Here is a 21727-nt window from a genome sequence, read left to right as displayed (position 1 = left end):
TTTTTAAATTTGGTGGGGGCGAAGAGACTCGAACTCTTACACCTTGCGGCGCTGGAACCTAAATCCAGTGCGTCTACCAATTTCGCCACGCCCCCGATGGGTATGCATATTAGTGAGAAACGTACTTTATGACAAGCCTTTATCCGTAAAAATTGAGTTAAATGAACATATAATATTCAAATCAAGCATTTATGTTTATTTTTACAACAAGTTAAGCGATTTTTAGAACATCTATGGCATCTTGCGCGGATGGAACACGCAATGTCACATGCTTCTGTAAAAGACCATTGAGCAGAGGTAGAAACTGCTTAAACCGATCAGGTAACTGTATCTGCAATTGCTGACAGTGCAATACTGCCCAGTCTTGATAGGTCTTGGCGGTTAATCGTGATTGTGTCAGCCATTCATAAAGAATGATTCCAAAGGCATATAAATCACTTTGCACAGTTTTAGAAATACCATGAAACAGCTCAGGTGCCATATAGTGTGGTGTGGCATTCAATGATGTTTGCTTATTGCTTTCCTGAACAAAACTTTGCTCTAAATCAATTAGTCGGCAGGTATTCTCAAAGCATCGAAAATGTTCAGTTTTTAAATCTCCATGCACCCATCCCAACTTATGAAAGGATTGTAATGCAGACAAAGCAGAAAGAATTTTTTGTTGAATCTCATCTATCTCTTGATATGTAGAAAGATCAGCAAAGAAATCCCCGGAATCAGGTAATAGTAGCCCTTCCCCATGTTCTATTAAATCTTGAAAAATAATGTGCTCTTGAAAGTGAATTATGTGATGTGGCAATAAAAATGATATTTCTCTATTTTCAAACTGTTTGTAAAAACTCAATTCATTTTGAAAGGATTGCTCCAAAACTGAGTGAGTGTCTGCATGATGATATTTCAGCCAGTATCGCTGTTCAACATTTTTAAATGTATATAAACGTCGACCAGACTCATAACTTTGCTTTTTTGTTTTTAAAGTTAATTCAGTGGGTTGAAAATTATGATCAAAGATCGACGTAATAATACTCATTGTGCTGCTTTTCTTCCTGCTTACGTAGTGATGCTAAACAATGTTCAATGGTTTTACCAATACGTGCGTGCGTTTCGATTGAGGCAATCTTAGGCCATGTCGCCCGTTCACCTTCCTGCTGCAATATTTTAAATAGTTTCGGACGAGGATTTTTAAGCATATAGCTATAATGGCGCAAACCATAACGCGCAATAATATTCACATCACCATAATAGCGTTGCCCTAAGATACCGTAACCATGATCTAAAACACGACGGATTGGGAAAAAACTCCCCATATAATTCCGAGTTAAATCCATCATATCCATTGCGATTGCTTTACCTTGATGGCGGATAATTCTTTCAGGCCAGATCAAGACATCTCGACGGAATCGCTCTGTATCACTTTGCATAAATGGCACGATATGCGGATTGACCTGACTCGCAATCGTGTAATTGATATTATACAACCGAGCCATTTTTTCCTGAGGGAAATCACTACGCATACTGCCATCTACCCATTTGGTATTTGCCATATAAGGTGTATGCTGACCATCATAGCGCTTGCTCGTCAGATGCACTGGTGGAAATAAAACAGGCACAGCACACGAAGCCAAAACCGCACTCCACACCAAAACATTCGGTGCTGTTAAGGCATTCATAATACGTGGGTTTTGGGCTGTGTTATAAGGCGCGACTACAATATTAATATGGCGTTTAGATTGTTCATAAGCTTCAGCAAATGTCAGATCACCCAAGTTTTGCATCAAAAACTTTTTTAGAAACATCACATCTGCAATTCCGCCATGTCCTTTGATCAAATCTGAGATTTTTCTGAACTTAAAAGCATCACTAAAAAAATGCTCTCCATCCAATAAATCAGGGACTTTATCACTAGCGGATACACCTAACATACCCGTCATAATTGCCCCAGCACTTGAACCAGAGAGTACTCTTGGCATCAAATCTTGTTCGAGTAATGCCTTGCAAACGCCAGTATGGAACAAACCAAGTGTTGCCCCACCTGAAAACATCAGTGCTGGCTGACCATAGGCTTTATGGCATTCATCAAAGAACTGGATTTTTTCTTTCAATTGGAAGGTAATACATTCACTCGATGCGAGGTATTGCAGACAATTACTGACTTCTTCTACATAGTTTTCAATGATTTTTTTTGTACCAATATAGGTTTCTGCAAACAACATCGGATGACCAATGTTAGCAAAGTCGTAAGACAAACCTTCACGCAGAACATAAATCAGATCCAATATACGGCGTTGTGTGCGGTATTTTTTTAATAAGTTATAGCGTTTTGAAAGGACTTCCGCATCAAAATAAGGCGACTGATTATCGTACTTCCACTCTTCTTTACCTGACTCTTCATCTAATTTAAGTGCGATCTCTTTCCATTCTGCATAACTGCTTGCATGCTTTAAGCTTTCATGTAGGACATCAATTCTATGTTTTTGATATGTATTCTTTTTCTCTTGAACTTTAACTAACATGATTGATCCTAATTTGTCTTCATATTTTTTATATTCTTGCACCTATACAATGCAAAAAGCTCGGACAACAATCAAGTATAAAATCTATTTATTGCATTCTTTTGATGATATTTCCTTTATTTTAGTGATAGCAGTGATAGTATCCATATTCATTGATCACTGAGTTTGGTTTGTATTTATGGCTATATTGGAATTACCTGAATCTATTCTCCAATCGTTATCCAGTGTTTTAACACAGTTACAGCAAGTCCTCCCAGCACCCAAACAAGCGACAGATTTTTCAGCGATTGCATTTCGCTGGGAAAATCAGCAATTGCTCGCAGTACAACAACCTAAAAAAATGCATTTGGAAGACTTAAAAGGGATTGAACGCCAAAAAGAAAAGATTATTCAAAATACATTACAATTCCTGAATGGCTTACCTGCAAATGACATTTTATTGACTGGATCACGTGGAACAGGAAAATCTTCTATCGTTCGTGCCCTGCTGACCGAATATTCAGCTCAAGGTTTACGCTTGATTGAGATCGAGCGTGATGATTTATCCGACCTTCCTAAAATTCAAAAACTCATTGAACATCGTCCTGAGAAATTTATTGTCTATTGTGATGATTTGGCCTTTAACGCTGAAGATGAAAACTATCGTAGCCTCAAAAGTGTCTTAGATGGTTCGCTACAATCTGGTTCAAGCAATTTTATTATTTATGCGACCAGTAACCGTCGTCACTTACTGCCTGAATTTATGCATGAAAATACCCCTGTGCGTAAAGTAGATGTACCGCAATATACAGAGTTACACCCTCAAGAAGCGATTGAAGAGAAAATTTCGCTTTCAGATCGTTTTGGGATGTGGCTTTCATTCTATCCAATGGATCAACAGCTTTACCTCACCATCGTCGAGCACTATATTCATAAAGCACATTTAGAATATAACGACGAAGTTCGTGCTGAAGCCTTGAGATGGTGTCAAGCACGCGGGCAACGTTCGGGTCGTGCAGCCTATCAGTTTTCAAAGCATTGGATTGGTTCGCAAAAGTTAGAAAAATTGTCTAACAATCAAAAAGGATAATGTCCTGAAAAGCCGTAGCGTTGTCCTTATTTCCGCTTAGCAAAGGCAATTGTTTCTCATACCCTACTTTTCGATAAGGAAAGAATTAAGGAAACAAAGATGAAAAAACAATTGCCACCGACTTCCCTGACCAGCAAATTTTTAGGTAAAAGCCTGTTGTTGGCACAGGGAGCTTTAGATCAAGCCGTAAAGTTCTCTACCATTCCATTTTCAGAACCCGATATTATTCGCCCAAGAACTCAAGAAAAATTCTACACTTGGACACACTACGGCATTTTCTTTCCTTTACTGCCTGAGCCACATCGTTACTTAAATATCATGATTTTATTGGGCACACCTGGCGCACTCGCTTTTGATCATGATGACATCACGCCTGGAGATCCGAGACAAACAGCAACATTATTTTCCAGTACCGCTGCTGTCGATGAACATCTATTAAGAGCCTATATCATTCCAGAACAGACCAATATTCAAGAAAATGGTAATTTGATTGAACTCGGTGAAGAAGTTTCAATCAGTGGAACATTACCAAATATTCATCTACAAGGTGCTTATCATAGTTTGAGTTTTGATTTTGAACTTGATGTCAGTAAGCAAATCTCATGGTTTATTAAAACACCTATTTACGATCATTTTAGTTTATTGGCCAATTTCAAAGGTCAACTTGAATACAAAGGACAAGTGACTCCAGCTGAAGGCTTATGCACCTATGAGTATGCAAGAGCTACTGGTGCTCATGGTGTCGTGAAGAAGCTGCTACCTGTAGCATATAAATTGCCGTTAGATTTCTTTACTTATCAAATCATCAACTTAAACGAGACAACGCAACTACTCCTCACCAAAGCAGATATCCTAGGTCAACCCGCTGCTTATAGTTTACATGTTCGTCATACGGATAAAGCTGCTGAAATCTATACCAATGTTGAATTTAAAGTCATTGCTCATCAAGTAGATGACTATGTTTCGCCAAGCGGTAAAAAGATGCGTCTACCACAGCTATTCTCTTGGTCTGTAAAAGATGCTTCAAATGAAAAAGTCTTAGAAATTACTGCGGAGATTGATAGTCCATACCGTTATGGACATGGCATTGGCTATGCAAGTGCTTATACTTTTACAGGTAAATACCGCAACAATCCGATTGAAGGTCGCGGTTATATTGAATATATTGATGTAGAAAACCAAAAAGTGTTTAAGGAATAAATTCATCCAAATTTTGCAATAAGATCGTCTTGTTCTAAACGAGACGATCATTCAAAGCATCACTAGATTAAGAACTATAAATATCAATCATTTGGTTAATTGAATTCTTTATATTCTCAGCAATTTTTGCATCATACCCTTCAACCAAAAAGCGACTGATTAAACCTTCAATTAAGGTATAAATCATCTCAACTAAACTGTCAGTTTTTGGATCACTTTGAAGATAACTGGTGATAAGATTTCGAATCCAAATCTTATGAGCTTTAGACACACCAATAATATCTTGGTCACTATGATGTGACTCTGCTACTGCTCGAACAAATAAGCAACCTTTAAAGTTATCCTCTTGAAACCACGACAAATGCCAATCAATTAATTTATTCAAAGCCTCTCGTCCTTTTGCATCAGCCACATAACTAAGCAAACTTTGTCGAAATTTTTCGTCTCTAGCTTCAAGAACAGATTTCACCAACTGATTCTTATTTTTAAAATAGGTGTACATCGTTGTTTTAGAACAGCCTGATTCATCTCGAATTAAGTCAACACCAACCCCGACGAAATTATTTTCATAAAATAATTTTTCCGCAGTATTTAAAATTTTAGTTGCTGATTTAGACATAAAATTTTACCTAATTAAAAATAGTACAGATCTGTACTATTTTTAATTTTAGTTTTATTATCACTGGAAATCAAGACATCAGTGAGAAAACCATGTTGGCTTTATTCAAAGGTAAAGAACATCTAGCACCACTACCCCAATATATTGATATCATTAGAAGTTTAATCGGCGGGACATTAAGTATTTTGATCTTAATTCTGCTCAGCAAATTAACAAATAACTTATTTATCATGGCACCGTTTGGCGCGACTTGTGTCATCTTATATGCAGTCTCTCAATCTCCATTAGCTCAACCACGTAACGTTATTTTGGGGCATTTTGTCTCGGCTTTTATTGGCTTATTATTTTTAAAAACCTTCGGTGTTTCCGCATTAAGCATTGCATTATCAGTTGGTTGTGCAATTTCTGCCATGCAAATTCTTCGCTGCGTGCATCCACCTGCTGGTGCGAATCCACTGGTGATATTACTCACTGCAAATACCATTCAATACGAATGGAGCTTCCTATTTTTCCCAGTTCTTTTAGGTTCAATTGCTTTGGTACTGGTCGCATGGCTAGTCAATAACATCAAAGCTGAAAAGAAATGGCCAATTTATGGGTTAGCAATCATTCACAGTAAAAAACAATCATAAATAAATTTTTGAGTTGATTAAGAAGATACACGTTTTCTTAATCACTTTTATTCCCTTTCTTTCCATCAATTGAATTTTATCTTGCTAATTCATTTACTTTTCCATAATATTAGGTAGATCGGTATACCTAATAAAATTTTATTATGAGCACGAAATCAGCAAAACAAAAAATCTTGGATGCAGCAGCAACATTGTTTTATAACGATGGAATCTCAAACACAGGTATCAACAGCATTACAGACAAAGCTCAAGTGGCAAAAAATGTCGCTATATAACAACTTCCCCACCAAAGCTGATTTGATTAGTTGTTATATCGAAGCTCGTCATCAAGAGTGGCTAGATTTATACGAACAAAGAAAGCATCAGATCAAAACACCTATTGATGGAGTTCTGGCAATTTTTGATGCTTATCAAGACCATGCCGAATTTGCCTATGAAAAAGGCTTTCGTGGTTGTGGTTTATTAAATGCAGCAGCCGAATTTCCAGCACACAGTCCTGAGCGCTTAGCAGTAAAAAATCATAAAGATGAAATCGAAAGCATCGTTGCGAATCATTTAAATCAAATGATTACTGATCCACAACGAGTACAGGAATTGGCTTTGCTTATTTCATTTATCTTAGAAGGTTCAATTGCTCGTGCTGGTCTAGAAAGTACCAGCACTAAAGTATTTGCAGCGAAGAAAATGGTTCAAACCATGTTAGAACAAGAGATTTCAAATTGAATAACGCCCTTAACCTCAACTCATATTATGGATTTATTGCTGTTTTAGTTGCTTCAATTTTATGGGGAACGACTGGAACAGCTGCATCTTATGCTCCCAATCTCAGTCCTCTAGCTATTGGGGCAATTGCCATGGGTGGCGGTGGTTTACTGCAAGCACTATTAGCCCGTAAAACAATTCTGAATCATTTACCACAAATTCGCTCATATTATCCTTTGCTACTGATTGGAATGATTTCAGTTGCGATTTATCCACTCGCCTTTTATACATCTATGCGAATGGCAGGTATTACCATTGGTACTGTTATTTCGATTGGATCAGCCCCTTTATTTACAGCATTATTAGAAAAATTTTTCGATAAAAAAGCACTTTCTGGAAAATGGTTCATAAGCTTTGTCTTTGGCGTTGCTGGCGTACTTTTATTATCGCTTGGAGAATCTCACTCACACGGAACAACGCAAACGATTGCAACGGATCAGAAAACTATAGGCATCGTTCTTGGGCTAATTGCCGCGCTCACTTATTCTTTATATTCGTGGGCAGCTAAAAAAATGATTGATCGTGGAGTCGACTCTAGAGCATCAATGGGTCTTATTTTTGGTTTTGGCGCATTAATCTTATTACCAACTCTATTTTTTACAGGCTCAAATTTATTTGATGAGCCAGTTAATCTTTATGTTGTTGGTTATATGATGCTGATCCCAATGTTCTTAGGCTATTTACTTTTCGGTTATGCCCTTAAGACAATTTCTGCTAGCACAGCAACGACACTTACTTTATTCGAACCACTGGTTGCAGCTTTATTTGCTGTGTTATTAGTTGGCGAGCAACTGGCACCGATTGGTTGGTTAGGTATGGCTTTGATTTTTGTTTGTTTAGCCGTGTTGTCTAAAGCAGACAAGACACAGTAATTAATCGACTTATAAGAGCCATTAAAATGTGTGAATGTCGAAAAATAAAATCTTTTTTTTGCTTGCCCAGATGATTTTAATGTGTTCATTATGGATTTTAAAATTTGGCACTTAAAAACATTAAAATTTGTGTCAGCCACTTTCTTTAAAACAAGCTCACCTATCAAATAGTTGATGCAGAAAAATCAGATTTTCTGCATCTCACTTTTATGCGTACTAACGTACTAATATCAATATTCTTCAGCTAATTTTTCCAATGTTATGAGCATTTTTTTCACGATTGCTCTTTTATGTTGCAACATATTCTTGATATTCGCTGGGTTGAAACCTGTCAGTTTTGCAACACCTCGACTCGTCATGTATTCACCAGTTTTCTCAAAATGCTTTTCACTCAAAAGTGTTTTTGCATTAGAGAATCGAACTGCTAACTTATAATCATTGAATTCAGACCATGCACCTGTCTTATATTCTTGAAAATCAAAATCTTTCTTCTGTTGAACAGGTTTTTCTCGAAGAATATTATTCAAACGATTGATCACGATTTTTTCTTCACTTTGTTCAATCAATTGATAAAGTTCAGTTTCCTCAAATGACCGTCCCACAGAAAGATCTTTTTTATATTGTTCAATGACTTTTTCTTTTGATGCCGTCTCCTCACCTTGTTGAGTGAGGCATAGAATCTTATATAAAGACTCTAATCGACCACATGTAAAAATATAAGAAATTTTCAACTTTCGTACTCCACAATGCGTTTGAACGCATTGAAATAAATAATTTATCCAATACTTTAATACGATAACGTAGATAACAAACTTGCTATCGATATAAATTAACGATTTAGTTTTAAAGATAAGAATCATCAAGTAAATCTAGAAATAATCCAGATTTACCGACTCACTAACAACACATAAAAATGACGAAATATATCTTAGGTTGGCTTTAACTCAGTCATCGGCCATCTTGGTGTCGTTGTTACAGCTAAACCATCATGCTGACCAGCTTTCAAACGCTGATAGCCTGCAAAGGCAATCATTGCCCCATTATCTGTACATAATGCAGGTTCAGCATAATAAACTTGCGCTTTGATCTTTTTCAAAGAGGTTTCTAATTGCTCACGTAAGCGAACATTCGCACTCACACCACCCGCAATCACTAATCTTTTTAGACCTGTTTGCTTAAGCGCTTTGACAGATTTTTTAACTAAAGTATCCACAATTGCTTCTTGGAAAGATGCTGCAACATCAGCATCACGATTTTCCTCACCCAATTTTTTCAATTGAACAGAAACAGCTGTTTTTAAGCCACTGAAAGAAAAATCTAAGCCCTGGTGTAAGATCGGACGTGGAAACTCAAAAGCTTGTGCATCACCTTGTAAAGCTAATTTTGCAATATTTGGCCCACCTGGATAAGGTAGCTTCATCATTTTAGCGACTTTATCAAAAGCTTCACCTGCTGCATCATCAATAGATTCACCAAGCAACTCATATTGACCAATACCATATGCAGCCATGAGTTGAGTGTGACCGCCTGAAACCAATAATGCGACAAACGGAAATTCCGGTGGAGTTTCTGAAAGTAATGGTGCAAGCATATGACCTTCCATATGATGTACACCGATCGCAGGTTTATTAAACGCAAAAGCTAAAGTGCGACCAAATAAAGCACCTGTCATCAATGCGCCCATGAGTCCAGGGCCACGCGTATAAGCAACAGCATCTATCTCTTGTTTCTTAACACCACTTTGCTCAAGCAATTGATTTATCAATGGAATCATTTTACGAACATGGTCACGTGAAGCTAATTCAGGCACAACACCGCCATATTCCGCATGCAGTTTGATCTGGCTATAGAGAACCTGTCCACGTAAGCCGAGCTCGCTATCATAGAGTGCTAACCCAGTTTCATCACACGAAGTTTCTAAGCCCAAAACAATCATTAAACTGCCTTTACAACGATCAAAAATAATATCGAAGCTATTATAGACTTGTGATCTGAGTTGTAAATGAGTAAAATACTGACCTTCACTTGCGATCTAGTGCAATAGTGCGTTAGATCTTATCCATAATCTTAGAGGATTTTACATGCCACAAGTTAAGTTGAAAGAAGGCGAACCAGTAGACGTAGCTATCCGTCGTTTCAAGCGTTCATGCGAAAAAGCTGGTGTTTTAGCAGACGTTCGTAAGCGCGAATTCTATGAGAAACCAACTCAAGAACGTAAGCGTAAAAAAGCTGCTGCAGTTAAGCGTTATCAAAAGAAATTGACTCGCGAATCTGTACGCACTACTCGCCTTTACTAATTAATTTGTGATTGACTGCTGAAAAGACTATGACGACTTTAAAAAACCAAATTACTGACGTGTTAAAAACTTCAATGCGTGCCAAAGATATGGCAACAGTAACGGTTATTCGCGGTCTACAGGCAGCAATTAAGCAAATCGAAGTCGATGAGCGCATTGAGCTTGACGATGCTCAGGTTCTTGCGGTCATTGAAAAGCAAATTAAACAACGTAAAGAATCGATTAAAGCCTTTCAAGGTGCTGGTCGAGAAGATTTAGCTAGTAAAGAACAAGCCGAAGTTGAGGTTATTTCTCAATTTCTACCAGAAGCTATGACTGAGGAAGAGCTTGATTCTATCATTGAGCAAACGATTGCTGCTCAAGAAGCTACTAGCATGAAAGATATGGGTAAGGTGATGAATTCTCTACGTCCGATCATAGCCGGGCGTGCCGATCCTGCACAAGTATCTACTAAAATCAAAGCAAAATTAAGCTAATCTGCTTAACTCCTTTATATTCACCTATTTTTTAAATTGGATTCATTTTAACAATGAACCCATAACCCTGCTTTGCTAACAAAAAACGTCTGATAATCTTCTACTTCAATATTATATACAGGAAGCTTAAATCTTCCAATCACAAGACGTTCAAACTTATTTTCTAAAATATTATTTTTTAAAATTTTACTTTTTGCAAAACCATCTACATATTTCTGATCACAATATCCATAATCATCAATATTATCAGATGGCTTCCAAACATAAGAGAAATCATCACTATTTATTAAAGCTAATTTATCTGATGTAACTAAATCAATTGCAGCGCTCCATTCTTTTTTATTCTCGAGCCAAACTGGATAATGATCTGTCATATATAGAATATTGATTAAATCGGGATTTGATTCTCTAATATGAGGTATTTGAACAATTGTATCTTTCCCTGAACAAAAAGCTCTAGTCACTCGTTTATATTCGGTTACTACATCCTTACCTCCACACTCAGGACGAGATAAAACTCTATCTCCCACTTTAATCTCCTGAATTGGAACCAAACCTCTTTCGGTATGTACCAATGTCCCTGCAACAAATCCTACCATTTTTTATTCTCTTATTCTTAAAATTGGATTCATTTCAACAATGAACCCAAGGTCTTTTTATTATTTAAAATCACACTGAACATTATATTTCGCAAGCATTTGCATCTCTTTTGACTCAACCACTTGCTTGATTAAATCTTGCTTAGTCATACTCGCGTATTGTTGTGGTAGTGATGATCGATTTTTTTCAATCGCATCTGACATGTCTTGAATATAGCGCTGATTAATCTGGCAATATTTAGCCTGCTGCTCAGGTGTAAATTGTGCTGTTTGAGGATTTAAACTTCGTAAAAAACCCCGAATATCCTGTGCGTAGACCCCGCGAATTTTCTCAACTGAATTTACATATTGCTCAACTGATGCTGCAATACTCATCCCCGCCGCACTGAATGCGAAAATAAAACAAAAAAATTTCTTCATAAATATTGTAACTTCTCAGCTTTTCTTTACGCCAAATATCTTAGCTTAATTCAATAAAATTTGGCTTATGCTCGGTAAAAAATTCTTCAGTTGGCGCAGGGATATTTCCTACTGTCACCGTACCTAAACGTAAGCGAATGATATTGGGTAAATCCTTACGATATGAATAAATTGGACTAGCACAGTTTTGACAGAATACTCGTGCTTTATTCGGTGTATGAAAATATTCTTTCAATTGCTCCTGTCCAGAAATGAACTCAAACTGAGTTTGATCAAGTGGACTATTCCATCCGCCTAATGCACCTTGAGCCTGTTGGCAATCCGTGCAATAGCATAGGATACTATTTTCAATCTCTCCCTGATATTGATATTGTACAGCCCCACACAAACACTGCCCTTTGATCATAATAATTTCCTCCTCAATTTTATAACTATAAGTTATCTTTAAGCTTTATAATTTAATGTAAGTCAAATAAGGCATTGCTTTAGTTCAAGTATTTCACCTGGAAGCCCATCATAATCTTTAAACTCTTTATGAATAAAGCCCTGACTAGTTAATATTTTACGTGAGGCTATATTTTTAGGATCAATAATCGCAAATATTTTATTAATCAAATTTTGGCTTTTGGCATCTTCAAGTAAATGCTGACTAACTTTACGAGCGATACCTTTTCCCCAAAAACTTGGTAAAAGCATATATCCCAGCTCAGCTTCTCTGTCACACAAACTCTTAATTTCTAATTTAGCTAAGCCTATATATTCATTAGTACTAGCATCTAAAATCTTAAAATGACCAAAGTTTGGATGTAATTGGTTATTCGCTAAAAGTAATTGAAAATCGCGCTCCGCCTCTTCCGTAGGTATCGCTCTTTCAGTGATCATAGCCATCACTTCTTCATTACCAACCAGTTGAAAATAATCATCAAAATCTTGAGCGTGAAACTTTTCTAATTTGATATTCATAAAGCTGTTCTGTTCTCTGACCCGAGTATATTCTGAATGAAATAACTCAATTTAATATTTTCGTTTAAAGTCTCATCCGACGTTCATCTTGCATCTGTTTTAAACGAGATTCAATCTTTGCTGACATCGCGATATTACCTTTTGCTAACCGTTGTGCATGTAGCATCGACTTAATCGCATTTTCTTCATAACCAGACCAATATTCTGCTTCAGCACGATATCCCAAAACATTAATAGCTTGTAACGATGAACTTTTATCTAAATTCGCAGCTTGTTGTAATAGCTGCCAACCTTGTATGTCTCTTTGATTTTTATGGATAAAGCGCTGTACTAGTGTTTGAGCTTCCATAATTTGCCCTTGTCTAATCAGAACCTCAGCCAATTTATAAGACAACGCTCTATTTTCAGGCATTGTTTTTTGAACAGAATTAATACTGTTAAATGCCTGACTTAATTTATTTTGCCCAAGATAAATATCAGTTTGAATCAAAGGTACAAGCACATGATTCTTAAGTTTAACCTTTACTAAATCCAAATTCGCTTGTGCTTGAGTATAGTCACCTTGCTCAAGATAGAACTTACTAAGCGCTAATTGTGCTGCGGTATTTTTCTGATTCGCCAGCGACTGTAATTGAATTTCAGTAGCCTGATTTGAAACCACCAAGGTATAGAGTTTTAGGATTTCAAAATCGAGATCATAAATTTTAGATCTGACTTTAGGTAGTTGATTAGCGCGTAAACGAGCTTCGCTCATTCGCTCAGTCGTTAAAGGATGAGTAAACCAAAAGTCAGGTAAGAAACTGACACGACTAGTGGCTCGATGCATGGTTTCAAAATAATCCGCCATACTCTGAGGGTTATAACCTGCGGCATACATAAATTGCATCCCGATACGATCTGCTTCACGCTCTTGATTACGGCTATAACTCAACTGCTTATCCATTAGTGCCGCTTGAGTCCCCATCATTACAGCTGCACCCGCATTACCATCGGCCTGAGATGCAATAGCAGCACCGACAAGAATTCCAGCCAATGCAAGTAAACCTTGCCCCTTAAATGCTTCTTGCGAGCGGCTATAGTGTCTTTGTGCAACGTGTGCGATCTCATGTGCCATTACGCCCGCAATCTCATCAAGATTTTTTGCTGAAGTAATTAAACCTGTATTCAATGCAAATAAACCACCTGGGACAGCAAAGGCATTAATTTGAGGGTCTTTAATAATGACGAGACCAATGGGTTGCCCCAATTGCGTTTGGCTTAAAATACCTGAAAATACTTGTAAAAATTGATCTTCTAACCATTCATCTTGCACAGTTGGCATTTGACGATGAACTTCACGATAAACTTTTTCACCGATATATTTTTCTTTTTGTTGATCGAGTAAACCTATACCGCTTCCAATCTCAGGTACTTCTGTTTGCGCAGCCGTCACCGTTGGCAAAAAGACCTGAGTATGACTAAGTTGAGTCGTGGCGAATAAGCCACATGCAAGCAGCAACGATCTCAAAGGGTTTCTCTATGATTTTAATAAAGAAATTCAATATAGCATTGAAAAAAGGAGAAATTTGCAACAATGTGTTATAAAAGGCAGGAAAATCCCGCCTTATTTTATGAGTTTTGAAATCGGCGTAATTATTTAGCCGAAGTATAGCGCTGATCTACGCTGAATTTTTCAGGAAATTTAGCATGGATTTCAGCGTAAAAAGCCATAATTTCGGTCATGTCTTTTTCATAATCCCCTGTAGGATAAATGATTTTTCCTACGCCCGTTTTTTTCTTAGCATAATCCATATAAGCCAATGCAATCGGCACACCTGCTGTCATCGCAACATGATAAAAACCTGTTTTCCATTGTTCCTGTTTCGCACGAGTTCCCTCTGGCGTAACTAACATGACAAGCTTTGGATGAGTCTTGAAAAGATCACTCATCAACTGAACCATACTTGGTCGTTCTTGGCCTTGTTGTTTGACGCTTCGATCGATTCCAATTCCGCCCATTGCACGTACAAAAGGACCAAATGGAAACTTCATATAACTGTCTTTAATCGTTAAACGAACATTTACACCTAAAGCTTTTAGCGCCAAACGTGCATACAGTGCATCCCAATTGCTTGTATGAGGAGCTGCGATCATGACACATTGGTCGATATTTAAATCCCAATGATTGTCGATTTCCCATCCCATTAATCCTAAACTTTGTTCAGCTAATTTCTCAAACACAGACGCCCCAAGATAAAGTCATCAAAGGGCGCAAGTGTATCAATATTGATTTTTTTAAATAGATAGCATCGCTGATTAATTCAGCAATTAAATCGGTTTTATCAGAACTGAGGATTCACTAGGTAACGAGGTGTTCGATCCTCTAAGGCATCTACTAAATTTTGATAAGCGAGATTTACCATTTTCTGACGTGTTTCAGCTGTCGCTGAGCCAATATGCGGAGCGGTGACAACGTTTGCTAATTCAAATAATGGTGATGTTTGTAATGGTTCTTTGGCATAAACATCTAAACCAGCTGCAAAGATTTTCTGTTGTTGCAAAGCTTCAATCAAAGCATTTTCATCAACCACTGAACCACGAGCAATGTTGATAAATACCGCGTGTTTCTGCATGAGGTTAAACTGTTCAGCACCGATCAAGGCTTTTGATTCGGCATTTAAATCAACAGCAACCACGACAAAATCAGATTGTTGTAGCAATTGATCTAACTCTCGGTACTCTGCATTAAATGCCTGCGCAATTTCGATTTTTTCACGGCGGTTATGATACAAAATGTTCATATTGAACCCATGAAATCCGCGTCGTGCTATTGCAGCACCAATATGACCTAAACCAATGATCCCAAGGGTTTTACCAAAAACATCTACACCAAATTGCTCAGTAGAAACGGTACGTTTCCATTCCCCCTGTTTGGTCCAAGCATCAAGTTGCGGAATTTTACGCGCAGCGCTGAGTAATAAGCTAAAAGCTAAATCAGCAGTCGTTTCCGTAAGAACATGAGGTGTATTTGCAAGCCAAATTTTCTTTTGATTTAGATAGTTCACATCATAATTGTCATATCCAACAGAAACCGTTGAAATGATTTTGAGTTTTTGTGCAGGCGCTAAATTACTTTCATTGAGTAAACGTCCTGCTCCAATCATCGCATCAGCATCCACGACTTCGTTACGAATCTGTTCATTGATGTCACCAAGCTTGGGATTTAATACAACAACTTGATAGTTCTGCTGTAGTTTTGCTAATACTTCTCGATCAATTTGGCTAAATACAACGACTTTCTTCATGATTGGATTTCCGAACCTTATTGCATAAGTTGCCACAACCGTTTTTTCAATAATGGTTGTGCGATCATTTCTTCTAAACTCGCTAAATATAAGAGATTTGAATGTTGTAGAAAATCAAGTTGGCCTAGGCAGAGTATTTTTTTGTTATTTGCCGATGCATCTAAGAACCCTTGGATGTAAGAAGATAAGCCTCTACTCTCTTGGAAACCAGCCAATGGAAATGGCCATTTCAGCTCAGCATATTGTCCAAGTTTTGCTTTTTGAATATTACGCCAAAGTTGTCGTTGTTCATCATTTAACTGGCTACTTTCTACCAAAATGGCAGTATTTTCTAGCACATACATCTGCAACTCAAATGCTTGCACAGATGCACTAACGACAACCTGTTCTTTTTCAGAAATCGCCTTTTGAACAGATGCTTGTTCTGTAATTTCAACTTGAGGAGATTCAGCTTGTTTTATTTTTTGTGGCTGTACTTCATTTGTTTGAATTTCTGGTTTGAGTGTTTCAGTCTCAAAACTCATTTGTGGTATTTGCGGAGTTTCTTCAACTGCTTGATCTCGCCAAATGCTTGAGGCAGTATTTTTTTGGCACACTACATCTCTAGGAATCCAAACATCTATTCCCAAAGCTGCCAATACATTTCTTTGCTGCCCAATCATCTCGCCTACTCATTTCGTTAACTTACAGTATTTTGAATGACTGTAATGTCGAATAGTCTAACATAAACCGATCACCTCTAAATGGCTTCGTTTTGTTCAATCACAACACCCACCAAAAATCCTAAAAGCCATTTCTCATATCTCGTTAGATTAGGCAAATATTAAATAAGAATAGGCAATCTTTCATTCGTCGATTTTTAGACAATATTTCATCATTTTGTCGCTTTGACTTTTTATTAATGTTGTTAATCGAATGCTCAAATGAAAAGGTTAATTCTATCTATGCTAATTCTTTTTGCTATCGTTGTTGTCTTGCTACTAGGTAGCAGCATTTTGTACACACAGCATCCATTGTTTGGTAAAAATCCAACAGGTGAACGATTACAATTGATTGAAAACTCTCCCAACTATCGCCAAGGTCAATTTAGAAATTTAATGGAGAAATCTGGTATCGCTGAAGATACAAGTATTTTCGTTGAACTGTATAGAACTTTCATTAAAACCATCCCACACCGTAATCCCAAAGACCCCATCCCCTCTATTCAAACCAATCTCAAAACATTAAATCCCAAACAAGATGTGATTGTATGGTTTGGGCACTCTTCTGTGTTTATGCAATTACATGGCAAAACCTTTCTAATCGATCCTGTCATGAGCGGTAAAGCAACACCTTTCCCATGGGGAACTCGAGCATATAAAGGCACAGATATTTATAGCGTTGAGGATTTACCCTCTATTGATTACTTACTCATCTCACATGATCACTACGACCATTTAGATTATGAAACAGCACTCAAGCTTAAAGACAAAGTTCGATATGTCATTACAGGATTGGGAGTCGGTGAGCATTTTGAATATTGGGGTTATCCCAAAGATAAACTGATTGAAAAAGACTGGGGCGACCGAATCGAGTTTGATGACGGGATTACCATTATTACCGAAACCACACATCATGATTCTCGACGTGCGTTCAATGGTGGCAAAAATCTTTGGGTGTCATTTATTATTCAATCCCCTGAAAGAAAAGTTTTCTATACAGGTGATGGGGGCTATGACAAACATTTTGTAGAGATCGGAAAAAAATATGGGCCTTTCGATTGGGCATTAATGGAAAATGGTCAATATGATGCTGCTTGGCGCTCAGTACACTGTCATCCCGATGAGGTTGCTCAAGCAACTGAAGAACTCAAAGCACGTAATATGATTCCAGTACATCACTCTAAATTTAGCTTAGCCAAACATCCTTGGAAAGAGCCAATCACACGTATCGTTCAATACTCACAAAGAAGAAATTATCGACTTGCCACCCCAATGATTGGGGAGTTAGTTGAGCTCGATAATGATCAACAAAACTTCAAACAATGGTGGAAAAATATTCACTAACCTTGTTCTAACATCCATTAGAAAGACTTTTATTCACATTAAAAGAATTAGATAAATGCTCTAATTCTTTTAATACTTGAAATATTTGTTCAAAAAATCAGACTGCGAGTTTTAGTATCTGCGTATGTGCGGCTTTTAAAGCATTTTCACGTAATGGTGGAATATCCATACCCTCAGCATAAACAAACTCAACATTATGAATACCAATCAAACCTAACACTGATGTTAAATAAGGACTTACAGCATCTGTCGGCTGTCCTAAATGTACTCCGCCACGGCTACTGACCACAATTGCATTTACGCCGTCTACCAACCCTTGCGGATAAGTTTCGGTATATCTGAAGGTATGACGTGCACGTACAACCAAATCAAACCAGTTTTTCAATTGCGTGGGTACATTCAAGTTATACATCGGCGCACCGATCAACAACAAGTCAGCCTGCTTTAATTCTGCAATCAATTGATCAGACAATTGCACAATCTTTTGGATTTGCTGTGAATCATTTTCGGCACCACGTAGCGCATGAAAAATATCAGCATTTAATACAGGTAAATTCAGCGTTGTTAAGTCATGTGTAATCACATCATCTTGAAAGCCATGTTCAGCTCTTTGCTTTAAAAGCTGCTCAATGAGCTGATTCGTCTGAGATTGCTCACCCATCATGCTTGATTTAAGTACTAACACCTTTGTCATATCTATGCCCTATTAAGTGGATAGCACCATATTACGATCACAATATTTTCAACAAAAGTGATATTATTTCCTAAAATTGATTCCAAAAACTCTACAATTATGCATGCTGAACTGAATACTATTGCGATTTTTGTCACTGTTGTTGAGGCGGGTAGTTTTACAAATGCTGCTGAACAATTGCATCTCACTCGATCTGCGATTAGCAAAAGTATTGCTCGTTTAGAAGAACGGTTAGGTGTGACCTTATTTAAACGTACAACACGATTACTGAGCTTGACTGATGAAGGTGCACTTTTTTATGAACATAGCCGTAAAGCTATCGCTGAAATTCATACTGCTGAACATTTACTGGATCAAGGCAAAATCTCAGCCACAGGTTTATTACGAATTTCTGCACCCGTTTTAGTCGGCCAGCTATTTATTACGCCGTTAATGGTTGAATTTGCTCAACAACATCCTGACCTTCAAATTGAACTTTCCTTCAATGATCGAACTATCGATCTTATTGAGGATGGTTTTGACCTCGCCATACGGATTGGTAACTTAGCTGATACCCACAAACTGATCGCTAGAAAGTTAGGTGATCATCGTATGCTGCTGTGTGCTACCCCTGATTATCTTGCAAAACATGGTGAAATTAAGCATTTAGATGATCTGAAAAATCACACCACGATCACCTATCCACACACGGGTTATTTACAAAAATGGCATTTGCAGACAGAAGATCAGCAACTTATTTCGATTAAACCGAAAGCCAAATTTATGCTGAATGACATGCAAGCAATCAAAAATACAGTTTTATTGGGCGCTGGTGTTGCATGGCTACCAGACTGGCTCATTAAAGATGAACTGCAACAAGGAAAGCTGATACAAACACTGTCTGATGTTACAACCATCAACTTTCCTATACATGTAGTTTGGTCATCACAATCATTTATGCCGTTAAAAACACGCTTGGCTATTGATCACTTAGTCAAACATTTATCTAAACAATTTAGATCAGAATCAACATCTTAATTTTTTAATCTAAAATACGCCAAACAAAACTTAGCTATTTGGATAAGTTTTTCTTGACTTGAATATTTTTTAGCACAATACTTACCCTTATGGCTAAGTATGATTCACAACTCGATCTGTTATTTAATGCTTTAAGTGATCCAACACGCAGAGCAATATTGACTCGTCTGTCGCATGGCGATGCAACCACAACATCATTGGCAGAAGAACATGCAATGGCTCTTCCTTCTTTTCTTAAACATTTAAGAAAACTAGAAGAAGCTGGGCTCATTACAACCCTAAAAAATGGCCGAGTCAGAACATATGCACTTAGCCCCAATGCGTTAAACCCTGTGCAACACTGGTTACATGAACAACAAGCCATGTGGGAAACGCGCTTAAATCAATTAGAAGACTATGCACTCAATTTACAAAGGAAAAGAAAAAATGAATCTTGATCCCCAAACAGATCTAAAACTAGAAAGAACTGTTGCTGTACCCCGTGCATTACTTTGGGAATGTTGGACGACTCCAGAACATATTAAACATTTCTTTATCCCTAAACCGCACTCAATTGAATCATGTGAAATTGATTTAAAAGTGGGTGGAAAATTTAACACCTTATTTAATGTTGATGGCAATCTTATTCCAAATCACGGCGTATTTTTAGAAATTATTGAGGGTGAAAAATTAGTTTTCACCGATGCCTATACTGAAGATTGGAAACCGAGTGAAAATCCATTTATGACAGCGATGATTATTTTTGAAGACCTTGATGATGGATCTACAAAATATACGGCGATTGCACGCCATCGTACTCCTGAGGCAAGACAACAACATGAAGACATGGGTTTCTTTCATGGTTGGGGTACTGTCGTAGATCAATTAGAAGCCTATGCTCAAAAGCTCTAAATCACGATATCCCAAAATATAAAAAAGACAGGATAAAACCTGTCTTTTTATTGAGAGCAATTCATACATGCTAAGAAACTTTTAAAATATCACTCCATTTCGTAAGATAACTTGGAGATTTAAAGCTTTGCGTCATCGCCCATGTGCGCCCATGCGGTGTAATCAGTCTTCCGAGCGTCATCACATCACGTCCAAATTTTTGATTGATATAATCAAATGTCACTGAAAGATTTTGTCGCTCGATCATTTCCTCAGTGTTATGAAACAAATCAACGGCATGAGCGTGTTGTGGAATAATATCAAGCAAAATTACCTCCGCTTTCTTATAACGATGTCCTGCTTGATAAATACGATCAAGTCCTTGCTGAACTGCCTTGATAATTTCTAGGCGATCATCACTATAGTCTGATAAATAAACGGTTGTATAAGGACGATAATATTCATTTTTATTAAAGCGATTGGTGCGAATACTTATCCCAACAGCTTTGCACAATAATTTTTGTTGTCGCAAACGCTCGACTGCTCGCAAGGTAAATTCAGTTAAAGCACCACTTAGACTATTCTTATCTTCAATTGGTTGCCCAAAGGATCGGCTACTCAGTACTTGGCGACGATCTGGAATTACATCCTCTATTTCTAAACAAGCAATTCCTCTTAATTCTTTGACTGTATTTTCCAGTACAACCGAAAAGTGCTGTCCAATCATCTTTGGGTCAGCTTCGACCAAATCCATCACCGAATGGATATTCATTTTTTCTAAACGCTGTCGAATCTTTCGTCCATCGCCCCAAACCTCACCTACAGGCAAATGTGTTAATAAATCCTCGATGATACAAGGATCCTCATCCACCATGTTACAAACACTTTGGAAACATGAATTATTTTTTGCTAAATGATTCGCAAGTTTTGCTTGAGTCTTGGAATACCCTATTCCAATACAACATGGTAAACCTAACCAATTCTTCACAGTCGATAAAATCTGCTGCGCATAACTGGTTAAATCATATTGATCGTGATAAGCGGTGAACTCTAAAAAGCATTCGTCTATCGAATATACTTCTTGCTCACATGGATCAACAAAACTCCCTAAAATGTTCATAAAACGGCGAGACATTTCCGCATACAACGCATAATTACTGGAAAAGACTTGTACTTGATGCTGTCGAACCAAATCTTCGATCTGAAAAAATGGCACTGCCATTTTTATGCCGAGCTTTTTCGCTTCATAAGAACGAGAAACCACACAGCCATCGTTATTCGACAAAACCACCACAGGACGATGTTCTAGCTTTGGATTAAACACACGCTCACAACTGACATAGCAGTTATTCACATCGATCAAAGCAAAAATTCGTTGTGGCAAACTCATCTAGT

The 21727-nt window shown here is 37.5% G+C and carries 24 protein-coding genes, 1 tRNA gene and 2 pseudogenes; 11 read left to right on the top strand and 16 right to left on the bottom strand.

The annotated features are described in order from the left end of the window. Window positions 1–10: 10 nt before the first annotated feature. The 3 genes from ACT4_RS04055 to ACT4_RS04045 all read right to left on the bottom strand — a co-directional run bounded on the left by ACT4_RS04055 (window position 11) and on the right by ACT4_RS04045 (window position 2513). Window positions 11–95 (bottom strand) — tRNA-Leu (locus ACT4_RS04055). 116 nt (window positions 96–211) lie between these two features. Further along, on the bottom strand, window positions 212–1030 hold the full coding sequence (locus ACT4_RS04050) for a protein kinase (protein WP_007480054.1): 819 nt from the start codon (window positions 1028–1030) through the stop codon (window positions 212–214). Then, window positions 1005–2513, bottom strand: coding sequence for a DUF3336 domain-containing protein (locus ACT4_RS04045; RefSeq protein WP_007480053.1), 1509 nt, complete (start codon window positions 2511–2513; stop codon window positions 1005–1007). Before ACT4_RS04045 ends, ACT4_RS04050 begins: the two co-directional genes overlap by 26 nt. Before the next feature lie 178 nt (window positions 2514–2691). Here ACT4_RS04045 and ACT4_RS04040 point away from each other — a divergent pair, with 178 nt between their 5' ends. Both ACT4_RS04040 and ACT4_RS04035 read left to right on the top strand, forming a co-directional pair. Next, window positions 2692–3582 carry an ATP-binding protein gene (locus ACT4_RS04040; RefSeq protein ID WP_004880580.1) on the top strand — a complete coding sequence of 297 codons (891 nt, stop codon included), beginning with the start codon at window positions 2692–2694 and terminating at the stop codon, window positions 3580–3582. A 99-nt stretch (window positions 3583–3681) separates the two neighbouring features. Beyond that, a complete protein-coding gene (locus ACT4_RS04035; RefSeq protein WP_007480052.1) occupies window positions 3682–4782 on the top strand; it encodes a DUF6670 family protein in 1101 nt (366 codons plus the stop codon). Window positions 4783–4849: 67 nt separating this feature from the next. Here ACT4_RS04035 and ACT4_RS04030 read toward each other — a convergent pair whose 3' ends face one another. Next, window positions 4850–5401, bottom strand: a complete 552-nt coding sequence (locus tag ACT4_RS04030; RefSeq protein ID WP_007480051.1) for a TetR/AcrR family transcriptional regulator — start codon at window positions 5399–5401, stop codon at window positions 4850–4852. Window positions 5402–5493: 92 nt separating this feature from the next. Between ACT4_RS04030 and ACT4_RS04025 the strand changes: the two genes are divergently transcribed. The 3 genes and pseudogenes from ACT4_RS04025 to ACT4_RS04015 all read left to right on the top strand — a co-directional run bounded on the left by ACT4_RS04025 (window position 5494) and on the right by ACT4_RS04015 (window position 7667). After that, window positions 5494–6033 carry an HPP family protein gene (locus ACT4_RS04025; protein WP_007480050.1) on the top strand — a complete coding sequence of 180 codons (540 nt, stop codon included), beginning with the start codon at window positions 5494–5496 and terminating at the stop codon, window positions 6031–6033. Window positions 6034–6176: 143 nt separating this feature from the next. Next, window positions 6177–6756: pseudogene (locus ACT4_RS04020) on the top strand (TetR/AcrR family transcriptional regulator). Continuing rightward, a complete protein-coding gene (locus ACT4_RS04015; RefSeq protein WP_007480048.1) occupies window positions 6753–7667 on the top strand; it encodes a DMT family transporter in 915 nt (304 codons plus the stop codon). Before ACT4_RS04020 ends, ACT4_RS04015 begins: the two are co-directional and overlap by 4 nt. Before the next feature lie 230 nt (window positions 7668–7897). On the opposite strand, the gene ACT4_RS04010 is transcribed toward ACT4_RS04015, so the two are convergent. Further along, a complete protein-coding gene (locus ACT4_RS04010) occupies window positions 7898–8398 on the bottom strand; it encodes a hypothetical protein (protein WP_007480047.1) in 501 nt (166 codons plus the stop codon). A gap of 197 nt (window positions 8399–8595) precedes the next feature. After that, the gene (tsaD, locus tag ACT4_RS04005) at window positions 8596–9603 is read right to left on the bottom strand and encodes a tRNA (adenosine(37)-N6)-threonylcarbamoyltransferase complex transferase subunit TsaD (protein WP_007480046.1); all 1008 of its coding nucleotides are present in this window, start codon (window positions 9601–9603) and stop codon (window positions 8596–8598) included. Between the two features lie 145 nt (window positions 9604–9748). On the opposite strand from tsaD, the gene rpsU reads away from it, so the two are divergent. Both rpsU and ACT4_RS03995 read left to right on the top strand, forming a co-directional pair. Further along, window positions 9749–9964 (top strand): 30S ribosomal protein S21, encoded by a 216-nt coding sequence (gene rpsU / locus ACT4_RS04000; protein ID WP_004652785.1) that lies wholly within the window; start codon window positions 9749–9751, stop codon window positions 9962–9964. Window positions 9965–9993: 29 nt separating this feature from the next. Next, window positions 9994–10440 (top strand): GatB/YqeY domain-containing protein, encoded by a 447-nt coding sequence (locus tag ACT4_RS03995; RefSeq protein ID WP_034604586.1) that lies wholly within the window; start codon window positions 9994–9996, stop codon window positions 10438–10440. A 47-nt stretch (window positions 10441–10487) separates the two neighbouring features. On the opposite strand, the gene ACT4_RS03990 is transcribed toward ACT4_RS03995, so the two are convergent. The 8 genes and pseudogenes from ACT4_RS03990 to ACT4_RS17680 form a co-directional block, all read right to left on the bottom strand. Then, the gene (locus ACT4_RS03990) at window positions 10488–11039 is read right to left on the bottom strand and encodes a hypothetical protein (protein ID WP_007480044.1); all 552 of its coding nucleotides are present in this window, start codon (window positions 11037–11039) and stop codon (window positions 10488–10490) included. A 60-nt stretch (window positions 11040–11099) separates the two neighbouring features. Next, window positions 11100–11459, bottom strand: coding sequence for a hypothetical protein (locus ACT4_RS03985; protein ID WP_007480042.1), 360 nt, complete (start codon window positions 11457–11459; stop codon window positions 11100–11102). A gap of 40 nt (window positions 11460–11499) precedes the next feature. Continuing rightward, the gene (locus ACT4_RS03980; RefSeq protein WP_007480040.1) at window positions 11500–11865 is read right to left on the bottom strand and encodes a GFA family protein; all 366 of its coding nucleotides are present in this window, start codon (window positions 11863–11865) and stop codon (window positions 11500–11502) included. Between the two features lie 62 nt (window positions 11866–11927). Then, window positions 11928–12422, bottom strand: a complete 495-nt coding sequence (locus ACT4_RS03975) for a GNAT family N-acetyltransferase (protein ID WP_007480038.1) — start codon at window positions 12420–12422, stop codon at window positions 11928–11930. A 64-nt stretch (window positions 12423–12486) separates the two neighbouring features. Further along, window positions 12487–13863: a M48 family metalloprotease gene (locus ACT4_RS03970; RefSeq protein ID WP_374750063.1), complete on the bottom strand. Its 1377-nt coding sequence runs from the start codon at window positions 13861–13863 to the stop codon at window positions 12487–12489. A gap of 191 nt (window positions 13864–14054) precedes the next feature. After that, the gene (locus tag ACT4_RS03965) at window positions 14055–14642 is read right to left on the bottom strand and encodes a 1-acyl-sn-glycerol-3-phosphate acyltransferase (RefSeq protein ID WP_007480034.1); all 588 of its coding nucleotides are present in this window, start codon (window positions 14640–14642) and stop codon (window positions 14055–14057) included. 101 nt (window positions 14643–14743) lie between these two features. Then, window positions 14744–15706, bottom strand: coding sequence for a D-glycerate dehydrogenase (locus tag ACT4_RS03960; RefSeq protein WP_007480032.1), 963 nt, complete (start codon window positions 15704–15706; stop codon window positions 14744–14746). Window positions 15707–15723: 17 nt separating this feature from the next. Then, window positions 15724–16110: pseudogene (locus ACT4_RS17680) on the bottom strand (hypothetical protein); the annotation flags it as partial. Window positions 16111–16650: 540 nt separating this feature from the next. Here ACT4_RS17680 and ACT4_RS03950 point away from each other — a divergent pair. Beyond that, window positions 16651–17751, top strand: coding sequence for an MBL fold metallo-hydrolase (locus ACT4_RS03950; protein WP_007480030.1), 1101 nt, complete (start codon window positions 16651–16653; stop codon window positions 17749–17751). 97 nt (window positions 17752–17848) lie between these two features. Here the strand turns inward: ACT4_RS03950 and ACT4_RS03945 are convergent, their stop codons facing one another. Next, on the bottom strand, window positions 17849–18445 hold the full coding sequence (locus tag ACT4_RS03945) for an FMN-dependent NADH-azoreductase (protein ID WP_007480028.1): 597 nt from the start codon (window positions 18443–18445) through the stop codon (window positions 17849–17851). 99 nt (window positions 18446–18544) lie between these two features. Here ACT4_RS03945 and ACT4_RS03940 point away from each other — a divergent pair, with 99 nt between their 5' ends. From ACT4_RS03940 to ACT4_RS03930, 3 genes are all read left to right on the top strand, one after another. Next, complete coding sequence (locus ACT4_RS03940) at window positions 18545–19462, top strand: LysR family transcriptional regulator (RefSeq protein ID WP_007480026.1); 918 nt, start codon at window positions 18545–18547, stop codon at window positions 19460–19462. A gap of 89 nt (window positions 19463–19551) precedes the next feature. Further along, on the top strand, window positions 19552–19899 hold the full coding sequence (locus tag ACT4_RS03935) for a helix-turn-helix transcriptional regulator (protein ID WP_004880614.1): 348 nt from the start codon (window positions 19552–19554) through the stop codon (window positions 19897–19899). Further along, the gene (locus ACT4_RS03930; RefSeq protein WP_007480023.1) at window positions 19889–20353 is read left to right on the top strand and encodes an SRPBCC family protein; all 465 of its coding nucleotides are present in this window, start codon (window positions 19889–19891) and stop codon (window positions 20351–20353) included. Before ACT4_RS03935 ends, ACT4_RS03930 begins: the two co-directional genes overlap by 11 nt. 70 nt (window positions 20354–20423) lie before the next feature. Here ACT4_RS03930 and ACT4_RS03925 read toward each other — a convergent pair whose 3' ends face one another. Beyond that, the gene (locus ACT4_RS03925) at window positions 20424–21722 is read right to left on the bottom strand and encodes a Y-family DNA polymerase (RefSeq protein ID WP_007480021.1); all 1299 of its coding nucleotides are present in this window, start codon (window positions 21720–21722) and stop codon (window positions 20424–20426) included. Between the last annotated feature and the right edge of the window lie 5 nt (window positions 21723–21727).

The sequence above is a fragment of the Acinetobacter sp. NBRC 100985 genome, from assembly GCF_000241225.1.
GTDB classification, from domain to species: domain Bacteria; phylum Pseudomonadota; class Gammaproteobacteria; order Pseudomonadales; family Moraxellaceae; genus Acinetobacter; species Acinetobacter venetianus.
Note: the sequence above shows the minus strand (reverse complement) of the source record. Positions and strands in the feature narration are given on the sequence as shown.

Excerpts from the sequence above, each read along its gene's own strand:
- ACT4_RS03945 (WP_007480028.1), bottom strand. The coding sequence starts at position 18,445 with ATGACAAAGGTGTTAGTACTTAAATCAAGCATGATGGGTGAGCAATCT.
- ACT4_RS03925 (WP_007480021.1), bottom strand. The coding sequence starts at position 21,722 with ATGAGTTTGCCACAACGAATTTTTGCTTTGATCGATGTGAATAACTGC.
- ACT4_RS04045 (WP_007480053.1), bottom strand. The coding sequence starts at position 2,513 with ATGTTAGTTAAAGTTCAAGAGAAAAAGAATACATATCAAAAACATAGA.
- ACT4_RS03990 (WP_007480044.1), bottom strand. The coding sequence starts at position 11,039 with ATGGTAGGATTTGTTGCAGGGACATTGGTACATACCGAAAGAGGTTTG.
- ACT4_RS03985 (WP_007480042.1), bottom strand. The coding sequence starts at position 11,459 with ATGAAGAAATTTTTTTGTTTTATTTTCGCATTCAGTGCGGCGGGGATG.
- ACT4_RS03975 (WP_007480038.1), bottom strand. The coding sequence starts at position 12,422 with ATGAATATCAAATTAGAAAAGTTTCACGCTCAAGATTTTGATGATTAT.
- ACT4_RS04040 (WP_004880580.1), top strand. The coding sequence starts at position 2,692 with ATGGCTATATTGGAATTACCTGAATCTATTCTCCAATCGTTATCCAGT.
- ACT4_RS03980 (WP_007480040.1), bottom strand. The coding sequence starts at position 11,865 with ATGATCAAAGGGCAGTGTTTGTGTGGGGCTGTACAATATCAATATCAG.
- ACT4_RS04035 (WP_007480052.1), top strand. The coding sequence starts at position 3,682 with ATGAAAAAACAATTGCCACCGACTTCCCTGACCAGCAAATTTTTAGGT.
- ACT4_RS03930 (WP_007480023.1), top strand. The coding sequence starts at position 19,889 with ATGAATCTTGATCCCCAAACAGATCTAAAACTAGAAAGAACTGTTGCT.
- ACT4_RS04050 (WP_007480054.1), bottom strand. The coding sequence starts at position 1,030 with ATGAGTATTATTACGTCGATCTTTGATCATAATTTTCAACCCACTGAA.
- ACT4_RS03935 (WP_004880614.1), top strand. The coding sequence starts at position 19,552 with ATGGCTAAGTATGATTCACAACTCGATCTGTTATTTAATGCTTTAAGT.
- ACT4_RS03960 (WP_007480032.1), bottom strand. The coding sequence starts at position 15,706 with ATGAAGAAAGTCGTTGTATTTAGCCAAATTGATCGAGAAGTATTAGCA.
- ACT4_RS03950 (WP_007480030.1), top strand. The coding sequence starts at position 16,651 with ATGCTAATTCTTTTTGCTATCGTTGTTGTCTTGCTACTAGGTAGCAGC.
- ACT4_RS03995 (WP_034604586.1), top strand. The coding sequence starts at position 9,994 with ATGACGACTTTAAAAAACCAAATTACTGACGTGTTAAAAACTTCAATG.
- tsaD (WP_007480046.1), bottom strand. The coding sequence starts at position 9,603 with ATGATTGTTTTGGGCTTAGAAACTTCGTGTGATGAAACTGGGTTAGCA.
- ACT4_RS04030 (WP_007480051.1), bottom strand. The coding sequence starts at position 5,401 with ATGTCTAAATCAGCAACTAAAATTTTAAATACTGCGGAAAAATTATTT.
- ACT4_RS03940 (WP_007480026.1), top strand. The coding sequence starts at position 18,545 with ATGCATGCTGAACTGAATACTATTGCGATTTTTGTCACTGTTGTTGAG.
- ACT4_RS04025 (WP_007480050.1), top strand. The coding sequence starts at position 5,494 with ATGTTGGCTTTATTCAAAGGTAAAGAACATCTAGCACCACTACCCCAA.
- rpsU (WP_004652785.1), top strand. The coding sequence starts at position 9,749 with ATGCCACAAGTTAAGTTGAAAGAAGGCGAACCAGTAGACGTAGCTATC.